Annotated in this window: 26 protein-coding genes; 18 read left to right on the forward strand and 8 right to left on the reverse strand. The window is 60.0% G+C overall.

Annotated elements, in window-relative coordinates; genetic code table 11:
* Position 1: 1 nt before the first annotated feature.
* Entirely contained in the window at positions 2–847 is an 846-nt protein-coding gene (locus LZG00_16835; protein ID MCF3595660.1) for a DMT family transporter, read from the forward strand.
* Here the strand turns inward: LZG00_16835 and LZG00_16840 are convergent.
* Entirely contained in the window at positions 830–1,282 is a 453-nt protein-coding gene (locus tag LZG00_16840) for an NUDIX hydrolase (protein ID MCF3595661.1), read from the reverse strand. The genes LZG00_16835 and LZG00_16840 overlap by 18 nt on opposite strands.
* Positions 1,283–1,324: 42 nt before the next feature.
* On the opposite strand from LZG00_16840, the gene LZG00_16845 reads away from it, so the two are divergent.
* The 3 genes from LZG00_16845 (at position 1,325) to LZG00_16855 (ending at position 3,477) form a co-directional block, all read left to right on the forward strand.
* The gene (locus LZG00_16845) at positions 1,325–2,041 is read left to right on the forward strand and encodes an alpha/beta fold hydrolase (protein MCF3595662.1); all 717 of its coding nucleotides are present in this window, start codon (positions 1,325–1,327) and stop codon (positions 2,039–2,041) included.
* Positions 2,041–3,183 carry an alpha-D-ribose 1-methylphosphonate 5-triphosphate diphosphatase gene (locus LZG00_16850; GenBank protein ID MCF3595663.1) on the forward strand — a complete coding sequence of 381 codons (1,143 nt, stop codon included), beginning with the start codon at positions 2,041–2,043 and terminating at the stop codon, positions 3,181–3,183. The genes LZG00_16845 and LZG00_16850 overlap by 1 nt, the downstream gene beginning before the upstream one ends.
* 102 nt (positions 3,184–3,285) lie before the next feature.
* Positions 3,286–3,477: a PLD nuclease N-terminal domain-containing protein gene (locus tag LZG00_16855; GenBank protein ID MCF3595664.1), complete on the forward strand. Its 192-nt coding sequence runs from the start codon at positions 3,286–3,288 to the stop codon at positions 3,475–3,477.
* Positions 3,478–3,555: 78 nt separating this feature from the next.
* Here LZG00_16855 and LZG00_16860 read toward each other — a convergent pair whose 3' ends face one another.
* Entirely contained in the window at positions 3,556–5,148 is a 1,593-nt protein-coding gene (locus tag LZG00_16860) for a phospholipase D-like domain-containing protein (protein MCF3595665.1), read from the reverse strand.
* Between the two features lie 241 nt (positions 5,149–5,389).
* Between LZG00_16860 and LZG00_16865 the strand changes: the two genes are divergently transcribed.
* On the forward strand, positions 5,390–5,683 hold the full coding sequence (locus LZG00_16865; GenBank protein ID MCF3595666.1) for a DUF883 domain-containing protein: 294 nt from the start codon (positions 5,390–5,392) through the stop codon (positions 5,681–5,683).
* Positions 5,652–6,053 (forward strand): hypothetical protein, encoded by a 402-nt coding sequence (locus LZG00_16870; protein ID MCF3595667.1) that lies wholly within the window; start codon positions 5,652–5,654, stop codon positions 6,051–6,053. Before LZG00_16865 ends, LZG00_16870 begins: the two co-directional genes overlap by 32 nt.
* On the opposite strand, the gene LZG00_16875 is transcribed toward LZG00_16870, so the two are convergent.
* Positions 5,998–6,369, reverse strand: a complete 372-nt coding sequence (locus LZG00_16875) for a hypothetical protein (GenBank protein ID MCF3595668.1) — start codon at positions 6,367–6,369, stop codon at positions 5,998–6,000. The two genes, LZG00_16870 and LZG00_16875, sit on opposite strands and share 56 nt — an antisense overlap.
* Before the next feature lie 128 nt (positions 6,370–6,497).
* On the opposite strand from LZG00_16875, the gene LZG00_16880 reads away from it, so the two are divergent.
* A complete protein-coding gene (locus tag LZG00_16880) occupies positions 6,498–7,244 on the forward strand; it encodes a Crp/Fnr family transcriptional regulator (GenBank protein ID MCF3595669.1) in 747 nt (248 codons plus the stop codon).
* A 151-nt stretch (positions 7,245–7,395) separates the two neighbouring features.
* Positions 7,396–7,566 (forward strand): DUF1328 domain-containing protein, encoded by a 171-nt coding sequence (locus tag LZG00_16885; GenBank protein MCF3595670.1) that lies wholly within the window; start codon positions 7,396–7,398, stop codon positions 7,564–7,566.
* Between the two features lie 155 nt (positions 7,567–7,721).
* Here LZG00_16885 and LZG00_16890 read toward each other — a convergent pair whose 3' ends face one another.
* Positions 7,722–8,519 carry a response regulator gene (locus LZG00_16890; GenBank protein ID MCF3595671.1) on the reverse strand — a complete coding sequence of 266 codons (798 nt, stop codon included), beginning with the start codon at positions 8,517–8,519 and terminating at the stop codon, positions 7,722–7,724.
* A 158-nt stretch (positions 8,520–8,677) separates the two neighbouring features.
* On the opposite strand from LZG00_16890, the gene LZG00_16895 reads away from it, so the two are divergent.
* The 3 genes from LZG00_16895 to LZG00_16905 are packed head-to-tail and all read left to right on the forward strand — an operon-like array spanning position 8,678 to position 11,216.
* Positions 8,678–8,884 carry a hypothetical protein gene (locus tag LZG00_16895; GenBank protein ID MCF3595672.1) on the forward strand — a complete coding sequence of 69 codons (207 nt, stop codon included), beginning with the start codon at positions 8,678–8,680 and terminating at the stop codon, positions 8,882–8,884.
* A complete protein-coding gene (locus LZG00_16900) occupies positions 8,881–9,438 on the forward strand; it encodes an RNA polymerase sigma factor (protein ID MCF3595673.1) in 558 nt (185 codons plus the stop codon). Before LZG00_16895 ends, LZG00_16900 begins: the two co-directional genes overlap by 4 nt.
* Positions 9,435–11,216: a sensor histidine kinase gene (locus LZG00_16905; protein MCF3595674.1), complete on the forward strand. Its 1,782-nt coding sequence runs from the start codon at positions 9,435–9,437 to the stop codon at positions 11,214–11,216. The genes LZG00_16900 and LZG00_16905 overlap by 4 nt, the downstream gene beginning before the upstream one ends.
* A 55-nt stretch (positions 11,217–11,271) precedes the next feature.
* Here the strand turns inward: LZG00_16905 and LZG00_16910 are convergent, their stop codons facing one another.
* A complete protein-coding gene (locus LZG00_16910) occupies positions 11,272–12,336 on the reverse strand; it encodes an AI-2E family transporter (protein MCF3595675.1) in 1,065 nt (354 codons plus the stop codon).
* A gap of 210 nt (positions 12,337–12,546) precedes the next feature.
* On the opposite strand from LZG00_16910, the gene LZG00_16915 reads away from it, so the two are divergent.
* Positions 12,547–13,242 carry a hypothetical protein gene (locus LZG00_16915; protein ID MCF3595676.1) on the forward strand — a complete coding sequence of 232 codons (696 nt, stop codon included), beginning with the start codon at positions 12,547–12,549 and terminating at the stop codon, positions 13,240–13,242.
* On the opposite strand, the gene LZG00_16920 is transcribed toward LZG00_16915, so the two are convergent.
* Entirely contained in the window at positions 13,178–13,933 is a 756-nt protein-coding gene (locus tag LZG00_16920) for a hypothetical protein (protein ID MCF3595677.1), read from the reverse strand. The two genes, LZG00_16915 and LZG00_16920, sit on opposite strands and share 65 nt — an antisense overlap.
* Before the next feature lie 187 nt (positions 13,934–14,120).
* Here LZG00_16920 and LZG00_16925 point away from each other — a divergent pair, with 187 nt between their 5' ends.
* Positions 14,121–14,978: a crotonase/enoyl-CoA hydratase family protein gene (locus LZG00_16925; GenBank protein MCF3595678.1), complete on the forward strand. Its 858-nt coding sequence runs from the start codon at positions 14,121–14,123 to the stop codon at positions 14,976–14,978.
* Between the two features lie 4 nt (positions 14,979–14,982).
* Here the strand turns inward: LZG00_16925 and LZG00_16930 are convergent, their stop codons facing one another.
* Positions 14,983–15,624: a class I SAM-dependent methyltransferase gene (locus LZG00_16930; protein ID MCF3595679.1), complete on the reverse strand. Its 642-nt coding sequence runs from the start codon at positions 15,622–15,624 to the stop codon at positions 14,983–14,985.
* Between the two features lie 105 nt (positions 15,625–15,729).
* Positions 15,730–16,728 (reverse strand): DMT family transporter, encoded by a 999-nt coding sequence (locus LZG00_16935; GenBank protein ID MCF3595680.1) that lies wholly within the window; start codon positions 16,726–16,728, stop codon positions 15,730–15,732.
* A 164-nt stretch (positions 16,729–16,892) separates the two neighbouring features.
* Between LZG00_16935 and LZG00_16940 the strand changes: the two genes are divergently transcribed.
* The 5 genes from LZG00_16940 (at position 16,893) to LZG00_16960 (ending at position 21,436) form a co-directional block, all read left to right on the forward strand.
* Complete coding sequence (locus LZG00_16940) at positions 16,893–17,843, forward strand: ABC transporter ATP-binding protein (GenBank protein MCF3595681.1); 951 nt, start codon at positions 16,893–16,895, stop codon at positions 17,841–17,843.
* Entirely contained in the window at positions 17,840–18,601 is a 762-nt protein-coding gene (locus LZG00_16945) for an ABC transporter permease (protein MCF3595682.1), read from the forward strand. The genes LZG00_16940 and LZG00_16945 overlap by 4 nt, the downstream gene beginning before the upstream one ends.
* A gap of 124 nt (positions 18,602–18,725) precedes the next feature.
* Positions 18,726–19,520: a S49 family peptidase gene (locus LZG00_16950; GenBank protein MCF3595683.1), complete on the forward strand. Its 795-nt coding sequence runs from the start codon at positions 18,726–18,728 to the stop codon at positions 19,518–19,520.
* Positions 19,521–19,691: 171 nt separating this feature from the next.
* Complete coding sequence (locus tag LZG00_16955) at positions 19,692–20,654, forward strand: calcium/sodium antiporter (protein ID MCF3595684.1); 963 nt, start codon at positions 19,692–19,694, stop codon at positions 20,652–20,654.
* Entirely contained in the window at positions 20,651–21,436 is a 786-nt protein-coding gene (locus LZG00_16960) for an SDR family oxidoreductase (protein ID MCF3595685.1), read from the forward strand. The genes LZG00_16955 and LZG00_16960 overlap by 4 nt, the downstream gene beginning before the upstream one ends.
* Positions 21,437–21,732 lie beyond the last annotated feature (296 nt).

The following is a 21,732-nucleotide window of genomic DNA, read 5'->3' on the forward strand; positions in this document are numbered from 1 at the left end:
CATGCGAATGTTTTTGCTGGCCACGCTGACCATGGTGGCATTTGCGGCCAATTCGGTGCTCAATCGCTGGGCACTGGAAGGGGGCGAGACTGGTCCTGCGAGTTTTGCAGCCATTCGGCTGATCGCTGGTGCGCTTGTCTTGACGCTTTTGGTGGTGCGGCGAGGTGAAGGCCGTGTCTGGCGCTGGCCGGGATGGGGCGGGCCGGTGACGCTGGCGCTCTATATGCTGGGGTTTTCATTTGCTTATGTCAGTATTGCGGCCGGGGTTGGGGCGCTGATCCTGTTTGGTGGTGTGCAGGTGACGATGTTTGCAGGCGCAGTGATTGCGCGCGAGGTGATCCCGCCGAGGCGCTGGGTCGGTGCGGGGGTCAGCTTTGCCGGTTTGTGTTATCTCATGTGGCCGGTGGGCGAAGTAACGGTGAACCTTGGCGGGTCGGCTTTGATGCTGGTGGCGGCGCTGGGGTGGGGGATTTATTCGCTGATCGGTCGGCGCGCAGCAGACCCGTTGGGCACGACGGCGGGAAATTTCCTTTTTGCGGCGCCTGTGGGCGTTTTTGTGTGGCTGATTTTGCCTGACGGGGCGGATGTGATGGGGGTGTTCTTGGCGATTGTGTCGGGGGCGGTGACATCGGGCTTAGGCTATGCGCTTTGGTATGGGGTGCTGCCGACGCTGGGTGCGTCGCGCGCGGCAGTGATACAATTGAGCGTGCCGGTGATCGCAGTGGTGGGTGGCGTCGTATTCTTGGGCGAAGACGTGAGCCTGCGGCTGATCCTTGCCTCAATGCTGGTCTTGGGGGGTGTTGCTGTGTCACTCAGCCAAGGGCGGCGCTCAGGGCTTGGTGATTAATTCGAGCGGATCATAGCCCATGCCACGGGTGAAGGCGGCATCTGGCAGGCTGTCGGGTTTGAAGCGGATCTCTGCCATCTGGTCGCGGGTGAACCAGCGGCGGCGGGTGACGATGTTTTCGGGGTCGCACCAATCGTCGGTCAGGGTGCCTGCTGTGACGGTGCAGCGAAAGAAGATTTCGACCTGATGAAACCCGTCGGCGGGGCTGTGAAACTCGTTGATCAGGGCGGGCGGGCCGACGCGGATCGTCAGGCCGGTTTCTTCATGCACTTCGCGGGCCAGGTTCTCGGGGAGCGATTGGCCGGGTTCGACGCCGCCGCCGGGCGCGCACCAAAGCGTCGCCTGTGGGCCGGGGAAGGCATTGACCAGAAGGAGTTTGCCCTGATCGACGATCAGGGCGCGGGTGGCGAGGCGGATGGGGCGGTGCGGTGACATAACGCCTTTTCTATGCCGTGGTTTGCGCCTATCTCAAGCCTCATGCGGATATTGATCCTTCTTCTTGTGTTCTTGCCTGCGCTGGCGCGGGCCGACTGTGTGGTTTTGCTGCATGGGTTGGCGCGCACCGAAAGCTCGTTTGCCGTGATGGAGGAGGTGTTGGAGCGCGAGGGGTATCAGGTTGTGCGACCGGGATATCCATCGACCGAGGAATCCATTCTGACGCTGATCGTGATGACATTGCCGCGCGCGGTGGATCAATGCGGCGCGCAGAGGGTGCATTTTGTTACCCATTCGATGGGGGGCATTCTGGTGCGCACGTGGCTGGAGACGCATACACCGCGCAATCTGGGCAAGGTGGTGATGCTGGCGCCGCCCAACCATGGCTCGGAACTTGTTGACAAGTTTGGCGATTGGGAGGTGTTTGGTTGGGTCAATGGCCCGGCTGGGTTGCAGCTTGGAACGGGGCCTGATGCGCTGCCTCAGCGACTGGGACCGGTGAAGTTCGAGTTGGGAGTGATCGCCGGGAACCGTTCGCTCAGCCCGATTTACTCGATGATCCTCAAGGGGCCGGATGACGGCAAGGTGTCGGTTGCTTCGACCAAGGTGGCAGGAATGAAGGATCATCTGGTGTTGCCAGTGACGCATACCTTTCTGATGAACAACCCGCTGGTGATTGCGCAGGTTCTGGAATTCCTGGCGAAGGGCCAATTCGACCACGAGCTTGAGATGAGCGACGTCTTGCTGGGGCATGAGTGATGAGCCTTGAGATGCATCTTGTCGGGGCGGAAATTCTTTGGCCAACCGGTATGGGGCAGGGCACGCTTGGCCTGAGGGATGGGCGGATTTGTGAGGACCGCTGCGGGCGCGCGGTGGATCTGAGCGGGTATCTGGTTCTGCCCGGGATCGTGGATATGCATGGCGACGGGTTCGAGCGCCATCTTGCGCCGCGACGGGGCGCGATGAAGGACATGGAAGGCGGGCTGATCGCCGCCGAAGCCGAATTGGCCGGCAATGGGATAACCACCGCCGTTCTGGCGCAGTTCTATAGCTGGGAGGGGGGACTGCGCGGTGCGGATTTTGGCGAGGCGATGCTGGTGGCGTTGGCGGGTGCGCAGGAGCGGGTTGTCAGCGACCTGCACGCGCAACTGCGGTTTGAGATCCTGATGCTTGACGATTACGGCGCGTTTGAAGAGATGGTGGCGCGCCACGGTGTCGAATATGTGGTGTTCAACGATCATGTCCCGCATGAGCGGTTGGCGGCGGGCAAGATGCCCAAGCGGTTGACCGGGACGGCGCTGAAATCCGGTCGCAGCCCCGAGGCTCTGCTAAAGCTGATGCACGAGCTGCATGGGCGGCGTGACGAAATGCCGGAGGCGATGGACGGGTTGGCGGCGCGATTGCGCGCGCGCGGCGTGCGCATGGGCAGCCATGATGACCGCAGCGCAGAGGAGCGCAGGACATGGGCGGCGCGTGGCGTGAAAATCGCCGAATTCCCCGAGACACGCGAGGCGGCAGAGGCGGCGCGGGCGGGCGGCGACGGCATTGTGATGGGCGCGCCCAACGTGATGCGGGGCAGCTCGCATAACGGCAATGTTGCGGCGCATGAATTGGTTGCGATGGGGCTGTGTGATGCGCTGGCCTCGGATTATCACTATCCTTCGTTGCGACGCGCGGCGCTGTTTCTGGTGAGTGCCGGGGTATGTGATCTGGCCACGGCCTGGGGTTTGATTTCGGCCGGGCCGGCGCGGCTTTTGGGGCTGGAAGATCGCGGTGTTCTGGCGCCGGGCAAGAGGGCCGATTTCGTAGTTCTGGACGCCGGGACGATGCAGATTGCGGCGACGGTCTGTAACGGGCGGTTCAGCTATCTGAGCGGCGACGTGGGCGCGCGTTTTTTCTGAGCAGCAGTCAAGCGGATGGATACGACATGCGTGCCGGGTGGAACAAACCCGGCGCCCGCGAGTTACCCTTGCAGAGCGCACTAAACGCGAAAGGAAAAACCGATGTTTGAGATAACCGGTCTGGGGAGCCTGCTGGTTCTGGTTCTGGATATTTGGGCGATCGTTTCGATTGTCGGATCAAGCGCCAGCACGGGTTCGAAAGTGCTGTGGAGCCTGTTGGTGATTCTGCTGCCTGTTGTTGGCTTTGTTCTCTGGCTGATCTTTGGGCCGCGAGCCACAAAAGGTATGGCCTGAACAGAACAGCGCCCTTAGCGCAAGAAATGGAATGGCGAACGCCCGGAGATTTGATCTTCGGGCGTTTTTTTGTGTTGGTCAGACCATTTCATGGGGAATTCCGGGCACCCAACGGCCAAATTTGCGCGCCCGCTCTAGCGGGAAGGGCATCAGGAATCCGGTGCGCTTGTCCGGGGCAACACCGGCGTTGCGAGCCGCGAGGGCGCGCCAGATTCCTGCGGCTGTTTCGATCTCGGTGCTGGCGGCTTCGGCGGAGTCGGGTAGCCAGTGGCGCATAAGCCGGGTGCGGATGTCGGCGACCGTTTCGGGGTGGGTCATCGCCACGGCCACTTCGGTATCCCAGTTCAGGCTGCGCCCGTTGAGGTTGGCTGAACCGATGATCGCACAGCTGTTGTCGAAGGTTGCGACTTTGGCGTGAACATAGACCAGCGGGGCGCCGCCGAGATCGAAATCACAAGGATCGTCATGGGCCGATTCCGGTTTGGCCGGTGCGATCAGCACCGCGCGATCCTTGAACGTCTGTTTGATCATCGTCACGCAGCGGGCCTGAAGATATTCGCCAAAACGGGCGTCGAGACCTGTGCTTCCCTCGAACACGACATCATCGGGCGCAGCGGGCAGGATGGTGATCAGTTGAAGTGTCGGGCAGGCGCGGGCGCGGGTGCAAAGGGCGCGCGCGATTGAGAGATCACGCAAGAATTGTGTTTCGAGATAGATCAGCCGTTCGGCGCAGGCGATTTCATCGAGCAATCGCGTGCGGATTTCGCGTGTGACCGGCTGTGGGCCGATACGCGGCAGGCCGCGCGGCACGGCGGCGGAAATTGTGCGCAAGAGGCCGGGGCGCGGCGCGGGCGCGCGCAGACCGGCGGTTTCGGCCTCGAACGCCAGAAGGTGGTCTTCGGCAGTGGCGGCAATCGGGCCAGTCAGGCTGAGTTGGACATCGTGCCAGGTCTGATCCGAGGCGCGATCATGCGCGGGGCCGTCAAAGCGTCGGTCGTTGAGATCAAGCCCGCCGACATAGAGACGGGAGCGATCAAACACCGCGAGCTTTTGGTGATGGCTGCCGGGAATGAGCAGCGGCAGGCAGGTGTTGCGCGCGCTGACCGGGTGCGCGGATTGGGCGTTGGTAAGCAGATCGGCCAGCAGCGGCGCGTTTTGCAGCCACGCAACGCGTTCATCGGCAGGCAGCGCATTGAGTGATTGGCAATGCGCGGCGAGTTTACGGCGCAGGCCGGGATAAAACAGCAGCCGGTGCCAGAGGCTTGAGCGCGCGGGATGGGTGATGGCTTTTGCATCGAGAAGCTGGGGCGCGCCGGAGGCCTGAGCCGCCTCGTTGAGTTGTCGCACGCAGCGGTGGGTACGGTGGTGCATGTCGGCGCGGTTGACCGGGTCGAAATCGGCCAGCCTGATGCGGATGCGCACACCACGTTTCAGCACGGCAACGATCAGGTCGAACCACGTTTCGCCAAAGGCGCGGGCGGCGTCGGAATGCAGCCGGGTTTCGGGATCAAAGACGCGAAAGCCCGCGGTGATCTGTTCGCGCGCGCCCAGAAAAAGGCTTTCAAAGTGGGGGAAGGCTTCGGCGGCGGTGAGCAGCACGCGCAGGTCATCGGGCGCGACGTGTTCGATTTCGTCGCTGGTCGGGTTGGGAAAAGGGCTGTCAGGGGACAAGACGACGGCTCCTTTCTTGCGCGTCCGGGAAGACGAAACGGCGCGGGGGGTTGCTATGTACATTGTTCAGAATGCTCCGGAGGAAGGCAAGGAGGCTTTGATACGAAACTGATGATAAGCAGGTTGGTTCCGGTGGGCACGTGGGGGTGGGCCTGTGCGGGGGATAAGAAAGTTTTCCATGGAACAGAAAGCGGTCTGGCGCATTGATAGGGTAACAGAAATCAATACGAGGAAGATACTCATGGCCAGAGATGCGAAAGCAACGTCGAGCGAAGACGTCACCGAACAACTGGAAACCCTGCGCGCGGATATCGCGGCGCTGAGCCAGACGATGTCGGATTTTGCAAAGCAGCGCGCCGGTGATTTTGCCGAACGTTCGCGCGAAGAATTTACCCATCGCACCCAGGCGGCGGCCAAGAGTGCGGCTGACCTGTCGCGCCAGGCCGAAGACGCGGTGCGCGCGCAACCGATGACCGCGACCGCGATTGCGGCCGGGATCGGCTTTGTTCTGGGTTACATCAGCCATCGCCGATAACGCGATGCTGGAAGGTATTCAAAGCAAGGTCCGGCGCGGTGCGCGTCGGGCCGTTTTCTCGGTTCTGGTCTGGGTCTGTGCTGCCGTTGGTGCGGGCTTTGCCAGTTTCGCCGGGTTTGCCGGGCTGCGTGAGGCGGGGCTTTCGCCTGCGTTGGCCGGGTTGATACTGGCCTCAGTGTGGTTCGGCTTCGCCGGTCTCTGTCTGATCGCGCGCGAGGTAATCGCGGATGCGGGGCAGGTCGGGCAAAAGGCGCATGGGGGTGCAGACCCGGAAATGCATCGCAATGCCCAGACGCCCCCTTTGGCGGAAGCGTTCAGCGCAGGGTTGGCTGAAGGATCGGCATTTGCGTCGCGTCATAAAGCGAAATGAGAGCGGTGATGATGTGATCGCTGGTGAAGGGGAGCGGCACGGATTGGATGTAGGTGCCTGCAAGCAAAGGTGTCGCGGGTTCGAGCAGGATCAGCGGCGTTTGCGCGCTGTTCAGACGATCGAGCAGGCAACAGAGCGACGTGTCTTCACGCCTTGCGCGCACGATTGCGAGCGCAGGTAGGGTATCGCCGCAGTCGAGTGCTTCGCGTGAGGAATTGAAGACTTTCGGGATTAAATGAGCAAATTGTTGTTGGAGGATTTCGACAATATCCAATGAGATGATGGGATCCGGATCAATGATCCATGAATTGAACATGACGGTTTTCCAAGGGGTTGCAGCCTGACGCAGAGGTTTTGTTTCGCCAACGCGCAGGCTTTTTCATATTGAGTCGAAACATCCATACGCTAAACAGAGGAGCAGCGCTTTAAACTGTGACATATGGAATGAAGAAACTTTCGATGTTGAAATGCCGCGATTGCCCGCTGCACGAGCATGCGGCGCTGGCTGCGTTTTCGCCGGAGGATTTCGAGGTAACGCAGGCGCTCAAGGCGGGCGAGATGCAGATCGAGGCGGGCACGCCGCTTCTGGCTGTAGGCGCGAAGGTGCCCCAGCTTTTCACTGTGCGCGAGGGTCTGGGCATACGTTACAAGACATTGCCGGAAGGCGAGCGGCAGGTGATCAATTTCGTGTTTCCGGGCGATTTTCTGGGACTTCAGGCGGCGGTGATGGGCGAAGTTCAGTATTCTGTCGAGGCGAGTACCGACATGAAGCTTTGTGTGTTCGACCGCGCCAGCCTCTGGAAGCTGTTTCGCAACTCGCCGGGGCGGAGTTATGATTTGACATGGATGGCGGCGGTTGACGAATACATGGTGGCCGAGGCGTTGACGTCGGTGGGTCAGCAGGACGCGATGGGGCGGATCACCTGGGGGTTGTTGCGCCTATATAATCGGGCGGCGGCTGTGGATTTGTTGCGGGCGGATGATGGCGCGGCCCCGCTGCCGTTTCGCCAGCAGGATCTGGCCGATGCGTTGGGCCTGTCATTGGTGCATACCAACAAGACCCTGACGCGGCTTCGCGAGAAAGACATTGTCGATTGGTCGAAAGGTTGGCTTCGGGTGATTGATCGCGAGGCGATGATCGCGTTGGCGGGGTCGGATGCGTCTCTGCCAGAGAGTCGGCCCTTCATATAGCGCCGGCCTGTGGTGCGGGCGGGGCGGGGGTATCTTTTTCTATCAGTTTGTTTTTGGGCCGAGTTCTGTCGTTGGCGGGAACAAAACCGCCATGGGCGGGTTGATCTTGCGAAGACAATAACCGACCCGAAACTTTCAAAGGAGAACCATCATGCTTGGTTGGGCACTTACATTCCTCGTCGTCGCGTTGATTGCGGCCCTGTTTGGCTTTGGCGGCATTGCCAGCGCCTCGGCCGGTATCGCGCAGATACTGTTCTTTGTATTCATCGTTCTGTTTGTCATCGCGATGGTGGCACGGGCGCTGCGCGGCAAGACGCCCTGAGTTGGGCGCATGGTCGTGCGAACAAACGTCGGGATGTCGAACGCCTTAGCCACCTCGTAGGCGCGCAGATATCCTGTCGAAGGAAGGCCCGCCCGGCGTGATGCCTGGGCGGGTCTTTTTTTCGCGCTACACTACTGATGGCCGCTTGTTGTGGTTCAGCGTGTGAGGGTTTCGGTCGAGGCGAAGAACATTGCCTGGCTGACGGCCGAGACAACTTGTTCGGGCTCGTAAGGTTTGGCGATCAGGAAGGCCGGTTCGGGGCGTTCGCCGGTGAGTAGGCGCTCGGGGAAAGCGGTGATGAAGATCACCGGGATATCACCGAGATCGGGCAGCAGATCGTTGATTGCGTCGATACCGCTGGAATTATCGGCCAGTTGGATGTCAGCGAGGATCAGATCGGGGCGGTCATTGAGACCCATCTCGACCGCCGCGGCGCGGGTGCGCGCGATGCCGGTAACGTGATGCCCCATGATCGAGACGATGCCTTCGAGGTCCATCGCGATGATCGCTTCGTCTTCGATGATCATCACCCGGCCCTGCACCGCTTTCTGCATCTCTTCGCGGGCGATCTCGATCAACTCCTGGGCCTCGCTGGTGTCGATGCGCATGATGTCGGCAATGGATTCGACCGCGAAGCTTTCGACGGTGTTGAGCAGCAATGCCTCGCGGGTGTTGGGGGTGAGGCTGGAGAGATGCGAGTGCGCGCGGGCGTGCAAAACATCACCATCGCTATCGCCGGCGGGTTGGCCCGAGCTGATCCAGAGATCATGGAACACCCGAAAGAGCGCGGCCCGCGAACCAGATTTGGAAGCGTCAAAGGCGCTGGGATCTGTCAGGATAGCTTCTAGAGTGGCCGCTGCGTAACGGTCGCCGCTGTCTTGAGCGCCGGTCAGGGCACGCGCGTAGCGGCGCAGATAGGGCAGCTCGGGTGCAATCAGATCGGAGAGAGACAGGGAAGGGCGTGAGGGTTTGGTCACTTTTTTCTCCAGTTTTGAGATATTCTTTGGAACAAACGCAGGGGGTATCGCGTTTGTTCCAAAGAATATGTATTTTTTCCGCCCAATGACAGGCAGGATGGCCATGCCATATCGACACGAGCAAGAGGTGAACTGTGCCTAATCGACCGAATAAAGCAAAGATAAACGCGCAGATTGATGAGAACCTGCGGCGGGTGTTCGAGGAAGATGCGGCCTCGGAGCTGCCGCCGCAGCTGTTGCAGTTGCTCAATAAACTTGACGAAATCGAGGTGCCGATAGCGAATGCGCCACCCGATCACGGTATGGGCGATGACGGGGCCGATGAAGGGGCCGACAAATGAAACGGCGCGATGCCAAGGCTGAGTTGGTCAGCCACATGAAGGCACTGCGCGCGTTTGCGATGAGCCTGTCGCGCAATGATGCGCAGGCGGATGATCTTGTGCAGGACACTGTGCTGAAGGCGTGGACGAACTTTGACAAGTTTCAGGAAGGCACCAACATGCGTGCCTGGCTGTTCACCATTCTGCGCAATACCTTTTATTCGCAGCGCCGCAAGGCCGCCCGCGAGGTCGAGGACAGCGATGGCGCCATGGTTGAGAGGCTGTCGGTGAAGCCAGACCATGACGGGCGGTTGCAGATGGCTGATTTTCGCACCGCTCTTGATACCCTGCCAGCCGAACAGCGCGAGGTTCTGATTCTGGTGGGGGCGTTGCAATACTCCTATGAGGAGGCGGCGGAGGTTTGCGGCGTGAAGGTTGGCACGGTCAAGAGCCGTCTCAACCGGGGGCGTGAAGCGTTGAGCATGGCGATGGGTCTGAACGACGATGAGACGCTGGAGATGACCGATGCGGGCACGCGGGCGGTTGTCGGGACGTCGAGGACGCCTGCGGCATGACGCGCAACTGGCGTCGTAGCCTGTCGCTCAGGCTGGCCTTCATGCTGACGTTGGCGCTTTTGCCGCTGGGGCTGATTGCGGTGGATCAAACCGTGCAGCTTCAGCGTGAGTTGAAGAATATCAACAGTCTCAACATGACCCGATTGACCGCCGAATTCGCCCAGCGCGAACGCATGGCGGTCGAGGCGGCGTTTGGCACGGCCAATGGGCTTATTGCGGCGATGCCTTCGTTGCTTGAGGCGCCGGACATTTGCACGAAGGAATTGAGCCGCGTTGTGGAGCGTTCGGGCGGGCAACTCGTCTTTGCGGGTTTCCTGCCGCCTGACGGGGTGATGACCTGTACGTCGAGCGGGCGCAGGCTCGATTTTTCGGCTGAACCATCGGTGCGTGACATGATGCTCAACCCGCGGCGCGTGATTGAGATGGCGCCGACGGCGCGGTCTTCGGGGATACCCGTCATCCAGGTCAATGTGCCGTTCACAGACGACGATGGCGCGTTGGCGGGTTATCTGAGCGTGTCGATCCCGCATCGCGGGCTGAAAGAGCATTATGACGCCGTGATCGGGGAGCGCCCGATGGAGCTTTTGACGCTCAATTCCAATGGATCGGTGTTGAGCGCGTCGGGGTCGCTGGAGAGTGCCGCAAACCGTCTGCCTGCGGATCGCCCTGTGTCTGATCTTGTCGGATCGGGGGCGCAATCGTTCGTGGCGCGCAACAAATATGGCCAGATGCGGGTCTATTATGTTGTGCCGGTGGTGGAAGGAGAGGTCTATGCCGTGGGCGCCTGGGAAAACACCGCCCGGGTTTTGAGCGGGAGCACGAACAGCAAGCGCTGGTGGACTTTGCCGGGGTTGTTTCCGATCATCATGTGGGTTGTTTGTCTGGTCATGGTGATTGTCGCGATCGAGCTTCAGGTGGTGCGCCCGGTGCGGCGTCTGGCCTTCAAGATGCGGCGTTTCGGGCGGCAGCGTGAATTGCCCGAACCGACGCCGGGCCTGGCCCAGGAACTCAGCGTGATTGACGATGAGTTTCAGGAGATGGCAAACTCTCTGGTGCGTGACGAAGCAGGGCTTCTGAACGCGATGCATGAGAAGGATGTGTTGCTGAAAGAGGTGCACCATCGGGTGAAGAACAACCTGCAACTGATCTCGTCGATCGTGAACATGCAGGCGCGTAGATCACGCGATTCCGGGGTCAAGCGGGCTCTGAATGATGTCAACCAGCGGGTCAATTCCATGGCCACAGTGCACCGGCGGCTCTATCAGGCCGAGGATTTGGGGCAGATCAGGGCTGATGAATTGCTGCGCGATGTGATCGGACCGCTGAGCAAGCTGGTGCCTGAAGGCGCGACAAAGCCCGAGATTGATTTACAGCTCGATCCGGTTTCGCTCTATCCCGATCAGGCGGTGCCGATGGCGCTTTTGTGTGTTGAGGCGATGACCAATGCGTTGAAATATGCCGGACCTGATGCCTCGGGACGCGCCTGGATTTCTGTGAGGCTTGAGCAGATGGAGGACAATCGCGTGACGCTGCGGATCGAAAACTCGACCGCGCCTGTAGATGAGAAAAAGCAGGCAGATAAGGATGAGGACGTCTTTCCACCACCGGGAATGTCGCTGGGAGTGCAGTTGATCCAGGCTTTTGCTCGCCAGCTTGATGGGCGCGCCGATAGCCGCCAGAGCGCGGATCGGTTTGCCCTGTCATTGAATTTCAAGGCGCAGGATTTTGTCACTGAAGCGGAGATGGCGGGGGCCGGGCCAGACGGCGCGTCGGGTTGAGCGGGGGCGTCGGCAGGCGTGTGGAGTCAGGGGGCCGGTCTTTAGGGTGACGGGCTCAGGAGGGGGCGTCATCGACCTCGGCTGTGAGGGAGGTGTCATGTGCGGCGTTGGAGGCGCGCAGCCCGGCCAGCGTGAGACCCCAGACAAGAACCGGCAAGGCCACGATTCCGCCTGCAGGCCCCCAGAGCCAGAGAAACCCCGCCAATGTCATGAACAGCAGGAACGGGTTGATCGCCATACGTTTGCCGACCAGCGCGGGGGTGACGAACTGTCCTTCTGTCATATTGAGCGCGAAGTAGATGGCGGCGGGTACGATGGTCTGTATCCCGTCGAACGACACGAGCCCGGCCAGCAAGAGCGTCAGCCCGAGCATGATCGGCCCGAGATAGAGGATGTAGTTCAAGGCAAATGCCAGCACGCCCCAGAGGATTGGCGCGGGCATGTCGAGCACATACATCACCGACATCACCACAATCCCGAAACCCATGTTTATCAGGGTGATGGCAAAGAGATAGCGCGAAACTCTCTGTTCGGCGGCGATGAAACGTTCGGCGCTGTCGAGGCGAAAGGCGCGGCAAGCCAGATCATAGATTTCATCGCGGCTGAGCAGAAAGAAAAACAGCGTGCCGACAAAGATCAGGATCTGACCGCCCATCGAGGGCACCCAGGCCAGTGCGGTGGAGATGTCGGGCAATGCGGCGGCGGCAGCGTTGGCGGCATTCTTGGAGGTTTCACCGGGGGGTTTCCTGGCGGCTTCGGGGTCGATCGCGGCGGCGACTTCTTCGGTTACGTTGTCGACGTCGGCGAGAATCCCTTGCATGGCTTCGGCGCTTGATTTCAACTCATGGAGCAGGACGGGCGCCTTGGCGATTGCCGCGCTGATGTGGGGTTCGAGAAACAGGATGAAGAGCACCGCAACGGCCAGTGTCAGACCAAGACCGAAGGCCGCTGCGACCGGGGCAGGAAGGCCGCGATGGATGGCACGCGATGTTATCGGGGCCAACAGAATACCCACCATCAACGCCAGCAGGATCGGCGCGAGCAGGGTTTGCGCGGCTTTCATGGTGAACCCTGTGGCAACGATTGCCAGGATGAGAAGCGCAGCGGATTGAATTTTCATTGATGGCCCTTTGGTGGTTTAACGCGCCAGCGCGCTAAAGGTTCCCTGCCAAGGTGCTGTGTGATTGCCGGGAGTGCTGGCCGGATTTGATCTGGAGTCTTTGCTGCAACAGGGCAGGGCAGTTTTGGTCGCTGTGCTTGAATGGCGCTTTGGGGCCGTCTAGACAAGAAAAAAAGGCGTCGGGCAGATCGCGATTAGATGAGAGAACAGGTGATCCTTCAATCGGTGGCGCCGTTTTTCGAGGAAATCGAAAAACTCGGCTACGAGGTGCATGCGACCAGCGATTTCGATGAGATCGAGCGGCTTGTGGCGCAGACCGGTCGCGCGAACCAGACACCGATGATGTCGATCTCGCGGTTGGATTTCACCCGCAGCCAGGCGTTCTGGGCCTTTCTGATGAAAGATGGCGAGGCGATTGGCGGTTCAGGGGTCAAATACATCGACCTTGAGGGCGAGGATTTCACCGCCTATCTGCAACGCACCTCACGGGCGCAATATGGTCGCGAGAGCGATCCGATAGCCGAATTTGCACGACCCTTGGCGGATACGTTGCGGGGGCGATTGATCTATATTGGGGAGTTGGAATTACGAGCACAGTGCCGCGGTAGCCTGAGGCTGGTTGCTGCGTTCGGCAAGGTGCTTCAGGGTCTCGCGGCGCTGAAATGGGCCAGTTTCGATTGGATGTATGCCATCGTGCCGGAGGCGCATTTGAAATTTGATCACCTTTACGGGTTTTCCCTGACCATTCCCGATGCGTTGACCTGGGCCGAGCCGGTGCCCGAAGGGCGGCTGAATTCACATGCGTTTCTGGCCGTGGAGGGGCGCCATATCGAGCATCTCTTCAAGGTCGCTGCAAGGCGTTTGAAAGATCGGAGTTTTCAAGGATCTTCGCAAAAACCAGCGTAAGTTTCTTGCCGTCAAGCGTTTCGACCGGGGCGACGATGCGGCGGTAATTCCCATTGATGAACTCGCCGTCGATCTTGACGGAAATCGAGACATCCTCAATGTCGTAGCGTTTTTTTTGGCGCACACGCCAGTGCGACGCCAGCGAGTTTTCAATTATGGACCTGTCGAATTTTCGAACTTTGCTGAGGTATTCAGAGGTGTCATGGATATTGAAGAATCGTGCGGCGAGGCTGAGCTGTCCAATTTTGTTCGGCTCCATGATGCTGGTGTCGGCGGTGGGCACTTCGAACAGATCGACACGTTCGCGCAGGGCGTCGAAATCGGTCAGACGCCCGTTGTTGCGATGCAGCCAGTTGAGCACATCGTCACAGATGATGTCGCCACCTGTCAGGCGCATTTCGGATTGCACATCGCGCAGGGCCTGGGAATAGGCGGCGGCGGCGCGGCGGTGCAGGGCGTCGGACATCTCGGGCGCGGCCAGCCCGATGGTGGTGCGGGGCTTGCGAAAGACTTCGAGTGAAACGCCGGCAGCATCACAGAGCCGCTCAATAGTGGAAAAAGGAATCTCGCGTTCGAGCGATATCTGTGCATGCAGGGTGGAATACTTCAGATTTGCCGCGGTGCAGGCGGATTTCAGCCCGCCGAATTGTCGGTCGCAAAAATTGGCTACTGTTTTCCCAAGCTCATTCATGTCGTTATGGTGTGAAACACAAACATGTATTGTCAATCCATTTTTGTGGATTCATGCGAATTGAATGAATACAATTCTAAGCAATTGGCCGAAAACGAAACGCCCGCCGCGTGGGAGCGTGTCAGATGTTTCGACTTGCCTGCGGGCTGCCTTGCTGATTGCCTTGGGTCGAACAGGAGGGTGAGATATGGCAAAAGTGACATATGAAAAGGACGGACGGATTGCGCGGATCACGCTGAATCGGCCCGAGGTGATGAACGCGATCGATGATGATCTGCCGCGCGAGTTGGCCGAGGCCGTGGCACGCGCCGAAGCCGACGATGGCGTGCATGTGATGTTGCTTTCGGGCGCCGGGGCGGCGTTTTGTGCGGGCTATGATCTGGCCTATTACGCCGAGGCGAATGGCGCCAACAACGTGACGCAAGAGATGCCTTGGGATCCGATCAAGGATTACCGCTTCATGTGGGCCAATACCCAGCATTTCATGTCGCTTTTCCGGGCGATGAAACCGGTGGTGACCAAGGTGCACGGATTTGCCGTGGCCGGGGGGTCGGATATCGCGCTGTGCAGCGACATGGTGATCATGGGCGAAAACGCGCAGATCGGCTATATGCCCACGCGGGTCTGGGGCTGTCCGACGACGGCAATGTGGGTCTATCGGCTGGGGCCGGAAAAGGCCAAACGGATGCTGTTCACCGGCGACAAGATCAGCGGGCGCGAGGCGGCGGAAATGGGGCTTGTTCTCAAGGCGGTGCCGGAGGCGCAGCTTGACGATGAGGTCGAGACGCTGGTGGCGCGGATGGCATCGGTGCCGATCAATCAACTGGCGATGCAGAAGATGGTGATCAATCAGCCGATGGAAGCCTCGATCAACGCCACCCAGCGCCTGGCGACGGTGTTTGACGGCATCACGCGGCATTCGCCCGAGGGGCTGAACTTCAAGGCGCGTTCGGAAGAAGCGGGCTGGAAGCAGGCGGTGGAGGATCGCGATCAAGGCACTTGGGACTGGACCACGAACGAGCCTTTGCCGAAATCGAACCGCTAGGGGGTCAGCCCGGCCTGCGCGCGACGATGAAGCGGCTGGGCGGGTTGGCGGGTTGATTGGCGGTTTCGACGATTTCAAAACCTGCGCGGGTGATGGTGTCCTGGAGCGTGGCAATCGAGAGTTTCGCCACGCGTGGGGCTTTGCCCAGCATCTGCATTACCGGCAGCGCCAGCCAGAGCATTGCGCGCAGTTTCAGACTTAGCCCCGGATCGGCAAGACAAACGGTCTTCGAGATGAACGTCCCGCCGGGGCGGGTCTTGGCGGCGATTGCGGCGAGGGTGGTGTCGAGGTCGGGAACCAGGTGCAGCAGGTTGAAGGCGCAGATTACATCGAACGGCCCGTCGGGCAGGCCGTCGCCCGACGCGTCGGCCAGCACGAAAGTGACATTCTCGATGGCTTGCTCGGCGGCCTTGCGCCGGGCGATGGCGATCATGTTTTCGGCATAGTCGCTGGCGGTGATATTACCCGCCGTTGCGGCCAGCAGCAAAGCGGTGGAGCCGGTGCCGCAGCCCAGTTCGAGCATCTGCGCATCCGGCGAGAGATAACTGCGGGTGCGTTCGAGGGTTTGTTCATAGCTGTCGTTATTGCGGATCGGCATTTTGGCATAGCGTTCGGCCATGCGGTTCCAGAAGGACGCGTCTTTCATCGGGAGCACCTTTCGCGGGCGGCAGGGATGCGCCGGATGTAGCCGATATGGGAGATGGGGGAAATCATGGAATGTGGACGGGGCGGTTTCATCGGGAGGCTTTGGTCAATAGCGCCGGTTCACGCGGCGCGTGGCGAGGGGGCGGTTTTTCTGCCGTTCGCGCAGGAAGACGAAGAGACCCGAGCCGACGATCAGCACGATCCCGGCGAACACCCATGGGCCGGGAAGTTCGGCCCAGATCAGCCAGCCCCAGAAGATCGCCAGCGGCAGGCCGACATATTCAAACGGGGCCACGGTGGCGGCGCTGGCCATGCGGTAGGCCTGGCTGAGGCAGTAGCCAATGATTGCGGCATTGAGCCCGAGACCGAGAAAGAGCCAGCGGTCAAAGCCTTGGGGCATGACCCATTCGCGGGCGAGGAAGATCAGGCTTGGGTTGTCGGTCATCGCGGCGTATTTGCCATCGCCCGCCACCAGCCAGACCAGAAGCGACACGAAGATGAACATCACCTGAATATAGACCGACATGGCCGAGGCGCGCGAGGTCACGCCGAGCTTGCGCGTGAGTACCTGATTGAGCGCATAGGTCAGGGCGGCAAGGATCGGCAAGGAGAAGATCCAGCGGCTCACACCGCCGGGGGCGGTGCTGGCCCAGGGCTGCATCATCAGGATGACGCCGCAAAAACCGACCACCACGGCGCCCAGCCGCATTGGCCCGACCTTTTCACCAAGGATCGGGATCGAGAGCAGCGTGATCAACAGGGGCGCGACGAAGAAGAGCGCCGTGGCATCGGCCAGCGGGATCACGGCGAGGGCGGCGAAAAAGGTGAGGTTTGAAATCACGATGACCAAACCGCGCAAGGCGTGCAGGCCCGGTGTGCGGGTTTTCAGAATGTGCCAGCCGCCTTCGACCTGCACCAGCATGAGCGAGAACATGAGGCCGACCGAGGAGCGGATCAACACGATCTCGTGCAGCGGGTAGCCACCCGAGAGCCGTTTGACCAACATGTCGTTGATCGAAATCGCCACCATGCCCGCGAGAATGAAGGCGATGCCGATGGCGGGGCGATTGATGGCGCTTGGGGCGGTCATGGTCGGGCTGGTCATGGGATTCCTCTCGGCTTGTGCGCTAACATGGGGCGCGCGTGCGGTGATAGCGCGTTTGCGACATCATGGCGGTGGGCGGCGCTTTGCGACGTGGCGTCGTGGCTCTGCCCCTTGCGGCGCGGCGCAAAGCGACTAGGGTGCGCGGCGCGAACAAGGAGATTTCCATGCCGGCGATCGTCGAAATCAGCGGGTTGAGCAAAACCTATGTTGGCGGGTTCACCGCATTGGAGCCGCTGGACCTGAACATCGAGGAGGGCGAGATTCTGGCCCTGCTCGGCCCCAACGGTGCGGGCAAGACGACCCTGATTTCAATGCTTTGCGGGCTGGTTTCGCCAAGTGGTGGACAGGCGCGCGTTGCCGGGTATGACATCATCACGCAGTATCGCGCTGCACGCCAGAAAATCGGGCTGGTGCCGCAGGAAATCCATCTGGAGCCGTTTCAGAAGGTTTGGGATTCGCTGCGCTTTACGCGCGGGTTGTTTGGTTTGAAGCGCGATGATGCGGGGCTGGAGCAGATTTTGCGCCGCCTTTCGCTGTGGGACAAGCGCGATGCGCGGATCACCGAACTGTCGGGCGGGATGAAGCGGCGGGTGCTGATCGCCAAGGCGCTGAGCCATGACCCAAAGGTTCTGTTTCTGGATGAGCCGACCGCCGGGGTTGATGTCGAGCTGCGCCGCGACATGTGGGAGATCGTGGCCGATCTGAAGCAGAGCGGCGTGACCATCATTCTGACCACGCATTACATTGAGGAAGCCGAGGCGATTGCGGACCGTGTAGGGGTCATCCACAAGGGGCGGTTGCTTTTGGTCGAGGAAAAGCAGGCTTTGATGGCACGCATGGGGCGCAAGGAGTTGCGCATTAGTCTGCGCGAACCGGCGGAGGCGGTGCCCGCGGAGCTGGCCGAATACGATCTGAAGCTGGCCGATGAGGGGCAGACGCTGATTTATGGCTATGACACCACGGCGCAGAGCACCGGCATCACACGATTGCTGCAGCGGCTGGCCGAGGCCGGGTTACAGCTGGCTGATATCGAGACGCGGCAATCGAGCCTTGAGGAGATTTTTGTCGGACTGGTGGCGGATGAAGACCATAAGGCAGAAGGAGCGCAGGCATGATCTGGCAAGGTGTTTGGGCCATATATGCCCATGAAATGAAGCGGTTCTTCCGCACATTCGTGCAAAGTCTGGTTTCGCCGGTCTTGTCGACATCGCTCTATTTCGTGGTGTTCGGCACGGCGATTGGAAGCCGTATTCAAGAGGTCGAGGGGGTTTCCTATGCGGCGTTCATCGTGCCGGGGCTGATCATGCTTTCGGTGATGACGCAGGGGCTTACGAATGCAAGCTTCGGGATATATTTCCCCAAGTTTACAGGCACGATCTTTGAGATCTTGTCGGCACCTGTGAGTTTTTGGGAGATCGTGCTGGGATATGTCGGGGCGGCGGCGAGCAAGGCGATGTTCATCGGAATGGTGATTTTGGCGACGGCGTGGTTCTTTGTCGATCTCAAGATCGCGCATCCGTTCGCAATGCTGGCTTTCATGATTCTGACCTGCACCAGCTTTGCGCTGTTCGGGTTCATCATCGGGATATGGGCGAAGAATTTCGAGCAATTGCAGTTGATTCCGCTGTTGGTGGTGACGCCACTGGTGTTTCTGGGGGGTGCGTTCTATTCGATTTCGATGCTGCCGCCGATCTGGCAGAATATCTCGTATTTCAACCCGGTGGTTTATTTGATCTCGGGCTTTCGCTGGGCGTTCTTTGAGACATCGGATGTGCCGGTGGGGGTGTCTCTGGCGGCGATTGCGGGGTTCACGATCTTGTGTCTCGCAATCATCGGGTGGATTTTCAAAACCGGTTTTCGGCTCAAGCCCTGAAGGTGTGGCGTTGGGACATGCCAAGTGACTTTTATGCCTCCGGCGGGGATATTTTTCGCAAGATGAAGCGCGTGAGCAGGGTGCCTGTCTTGTCTCTGGCGGGTGCGGTCTCTAGATGGGTTTAATGAAAAGATACATCCCATTTATGAAAACGCCGCCACGCGTCGCGGTGATCCGCCTGCAGGGCGCTATCGGAACCGGGCGCATGCCGCTCAATGATGAGGCGCTGGCGCCGGTGATCGAGCGGGCGTTTCGCCGAGGCAAGCCCAAGGCGGTCGCGCTGTTGATCAATTCGCCCGGTGGTAGCCCGGTTCAGAGCGACAGGATTGCTGCGCGCATTCGTCGGCTGGCCGATGAAAAGAAGCTTCCGGTGCATGCGTTCGTTGAGGATGTGGCGGCGTCGGGCGGGTATTGGCTGGCCTGTGCGGCGGACGATATATATGCCAATGCGGCGTCGATCGTGGGCTCGATCGGGGTGATCTCGGGCGGGTTTGGTGCGCATGAGTTTATTGCCAAACACGGGATTGAGCGGCGCATCTATACCGCCGGAAAATCGAAATCTCAGCTGGATATGTTTCAGCCGGAAAAGCCTGCGGATGTGAAACGGTTGAAGGGCATTCTTGATGATATGCACCAAGTGTTCATCGACCATGTGACGCGCGGACGGGGCGACAGGCTGGCCGATGATCCGTCTATTTTCACCGGCGAGTTCTGGCTGGCGGGGCGGGCGCAGGAATTGGGCGTGATCGACGGGATTGCGCAGATGGAAAGCAAGCTGAAAGAGCTTTATGGTGAGGATGTGAAGTTGCTCAACTATGGGCGCAAGCGGCCTTTCATGCAGCGATTTGGTGCAGAGATGGCGGGCGATGCGATGGCCGCTTTGGAAGAACGGGCGCAATTTGCCCGGTTTGGGCTGTAGGCGATGATTGCCAAGATTGTTGTTCTCTTTTTGGTGTTCATCGGCGTGATGGGCATGTTTGGAAAAATGAGAATGCCCGGCGCCAAGCGGCTGGATTCACGCCGTTGCCAGAAATGCGGCAAGTTTCGTCTTGGGCGTGGCCCATGTGATTGCAGCAGGGGATAAGCCGCGATGAGTTGGGTCTATGCCTCCTTGGGTCTTGTGATCCTGCTTCTGGCGGGTGACAGCCTTGTGCGCGGAGCGGTGAATCTGAGCTTGCGGGTCGGGATTCCGGCGCTGATCGTGTCGTTGACCATCGTTGCGTTCGGGACATCTGCGCCGGAACTGCTGATTTCGATCAGCGCGGTACGTGAGGGTGTGCCGGGGATCGCAATGGGCAACGTCGTGGGCTCAAACACTGCCAATATCTTGCTGGTGCTGGGGATTCCGGCGCTGATGGCGACGATGCACACTTCGCAATGTGCCACCCGCAAGAGCTATCTTTTCATGATTGGTGCTTCGGTGCTTTTCATCGCGCTGGCCTTTCGTGGGGTGTTTGACTGGAAATCCGGCATCATTTTGCTGGCTATGCTGGCCTATGTGCTGATCGACCAGTTTCTCGCTGCTCAACGCCATCGCCGCGAGATGGCGGGGCTGGCTCTGTTGAAGGCCGAGGACGACGAAGAGGTCGAGGGCGCCGACCCGGACATGCCCTGGTGGAAGATCATCGTCTTTCTTGTGTTGGGGCTGATCGGGCTGCCGTTGGGTGCGGATCTTCTGGTTGACAGTTCAACGCATATTGCGCGGATGTTTGGTATCTCGGAAGTTGTGATCGGGCTGACCCTGGTGGCGGTTGGGACATCTCTGCCCGAGCTTGCGACCACCGTGATGGCGGCGCTGCGCAATCAGGCCGATGTGGCACTGGGCAATGTGATCGGCTCGAACATGTTCAACCTGTTGGCGATTATCGGCATTACCACGTTTATCGGGCCGGTGCCGGTGGACCCGGAATTCTTGCGGTTTGATCTTTGGGTGATGCTGCTGGCGTCGGTTCTGTTGATCCCGTTTGTCTTCTTCAAGCGAGACATAAACCGGCTCTGGGGTGTCGTTCTGACGGCGCTCTATGTGGTTTACCTTGCGTTGGTGCTGATATGAGCGGGGGTGCGGCGCTGATTACTGGCGGGGCCGATCGGCTGGGCGCGGTGATGGCGCGGTATCTGGCGGCGCGGGGTATGGATGTGGCCGTGCACTACCATTCCAGCGCGGCGAAGGCCGAAGCGCTGGTGGAGGAGCTTGGCGAGACCGGTGTGCGGGCTGTGGCGCTCGGGGCGGATCTGCTGGAGGAGCGGCAGGTCGAGACGCTTGTGGCGCGGGCGCGCGAGGGTTTGGGGCGCAGGCTAAGTCTGTTGGTCAACAATGCGTCGATCTTTGAGTATGATACGATTGAGAGTGGCACGCGCGAGAGTTGGGACCGGCATATCGAGTCGAATCTGCGCGCGCCATTCGTACTGACCCAAGCGTTTGCCGCGCAGGCGGAGGCGGCAGAGACCGACGCCAACGGCGAACCGCGCGCACGGGCATTGGTGGTGAACATGGTGGATCAGCGGGTGCGCAAGCTAACGCCTGAATTTGCCTCTTACACGATTGCCAAGATGGGGCTTTGGGCGTTGACGCAGACCGCCGCGCAAGGGCTTGCTCCGGACGTGAGGGTGAATGCGATCGGCCCCGGCCCGACGATGGTCGGCGCGCGACAGAGCCCGGAGCATTTTGCAAGACAGCGGGCGAACACTGTGCTGAAACGCGGCTCGAACCCGGAGGATATTTCTGCGGCGCTGGGGTATCTTCTGGATGCGCCGGGGGTCACGGGACAGCTGCTTTGTGTCGATGGCGGCCAGCATCTGGGATGGAAGACGCCGGACATTCTGGGGCCAGAGTAGTCAGCATTTCGGGGGTGACAATGGTGCACCTGAAAAAGTTTTGCACTGGGTCGCAACACGTTACAGAAGTGTTTCAAAAATACTAATGTTTTCAAGGCATTGCCGCGGACGCTAGAAAGAATGTAACAATTATAAGGACTTAGGGAACTGCCTAAAAAATAGGCAAATCGACGAAGCCAGCCAAAATCAAGGAAGAATCCGAATTCGGTGGAAGATACACCCAGGTTTATCCACAAGATCGGTGGATGCCTTTCATCTTGCCCCGAGCGCGGTAACATTGCAGCGAGCGACGAGAA

The organism is Rhodobacteraceae bacterium LMO-JJ12 (assembly GCA_021555075.1).
GTDB lineage: Bacteria > Pseudomonadota > Alphaproteobacteria > Rhodobacterales > Rhodobacteraceae > JAKGBX01.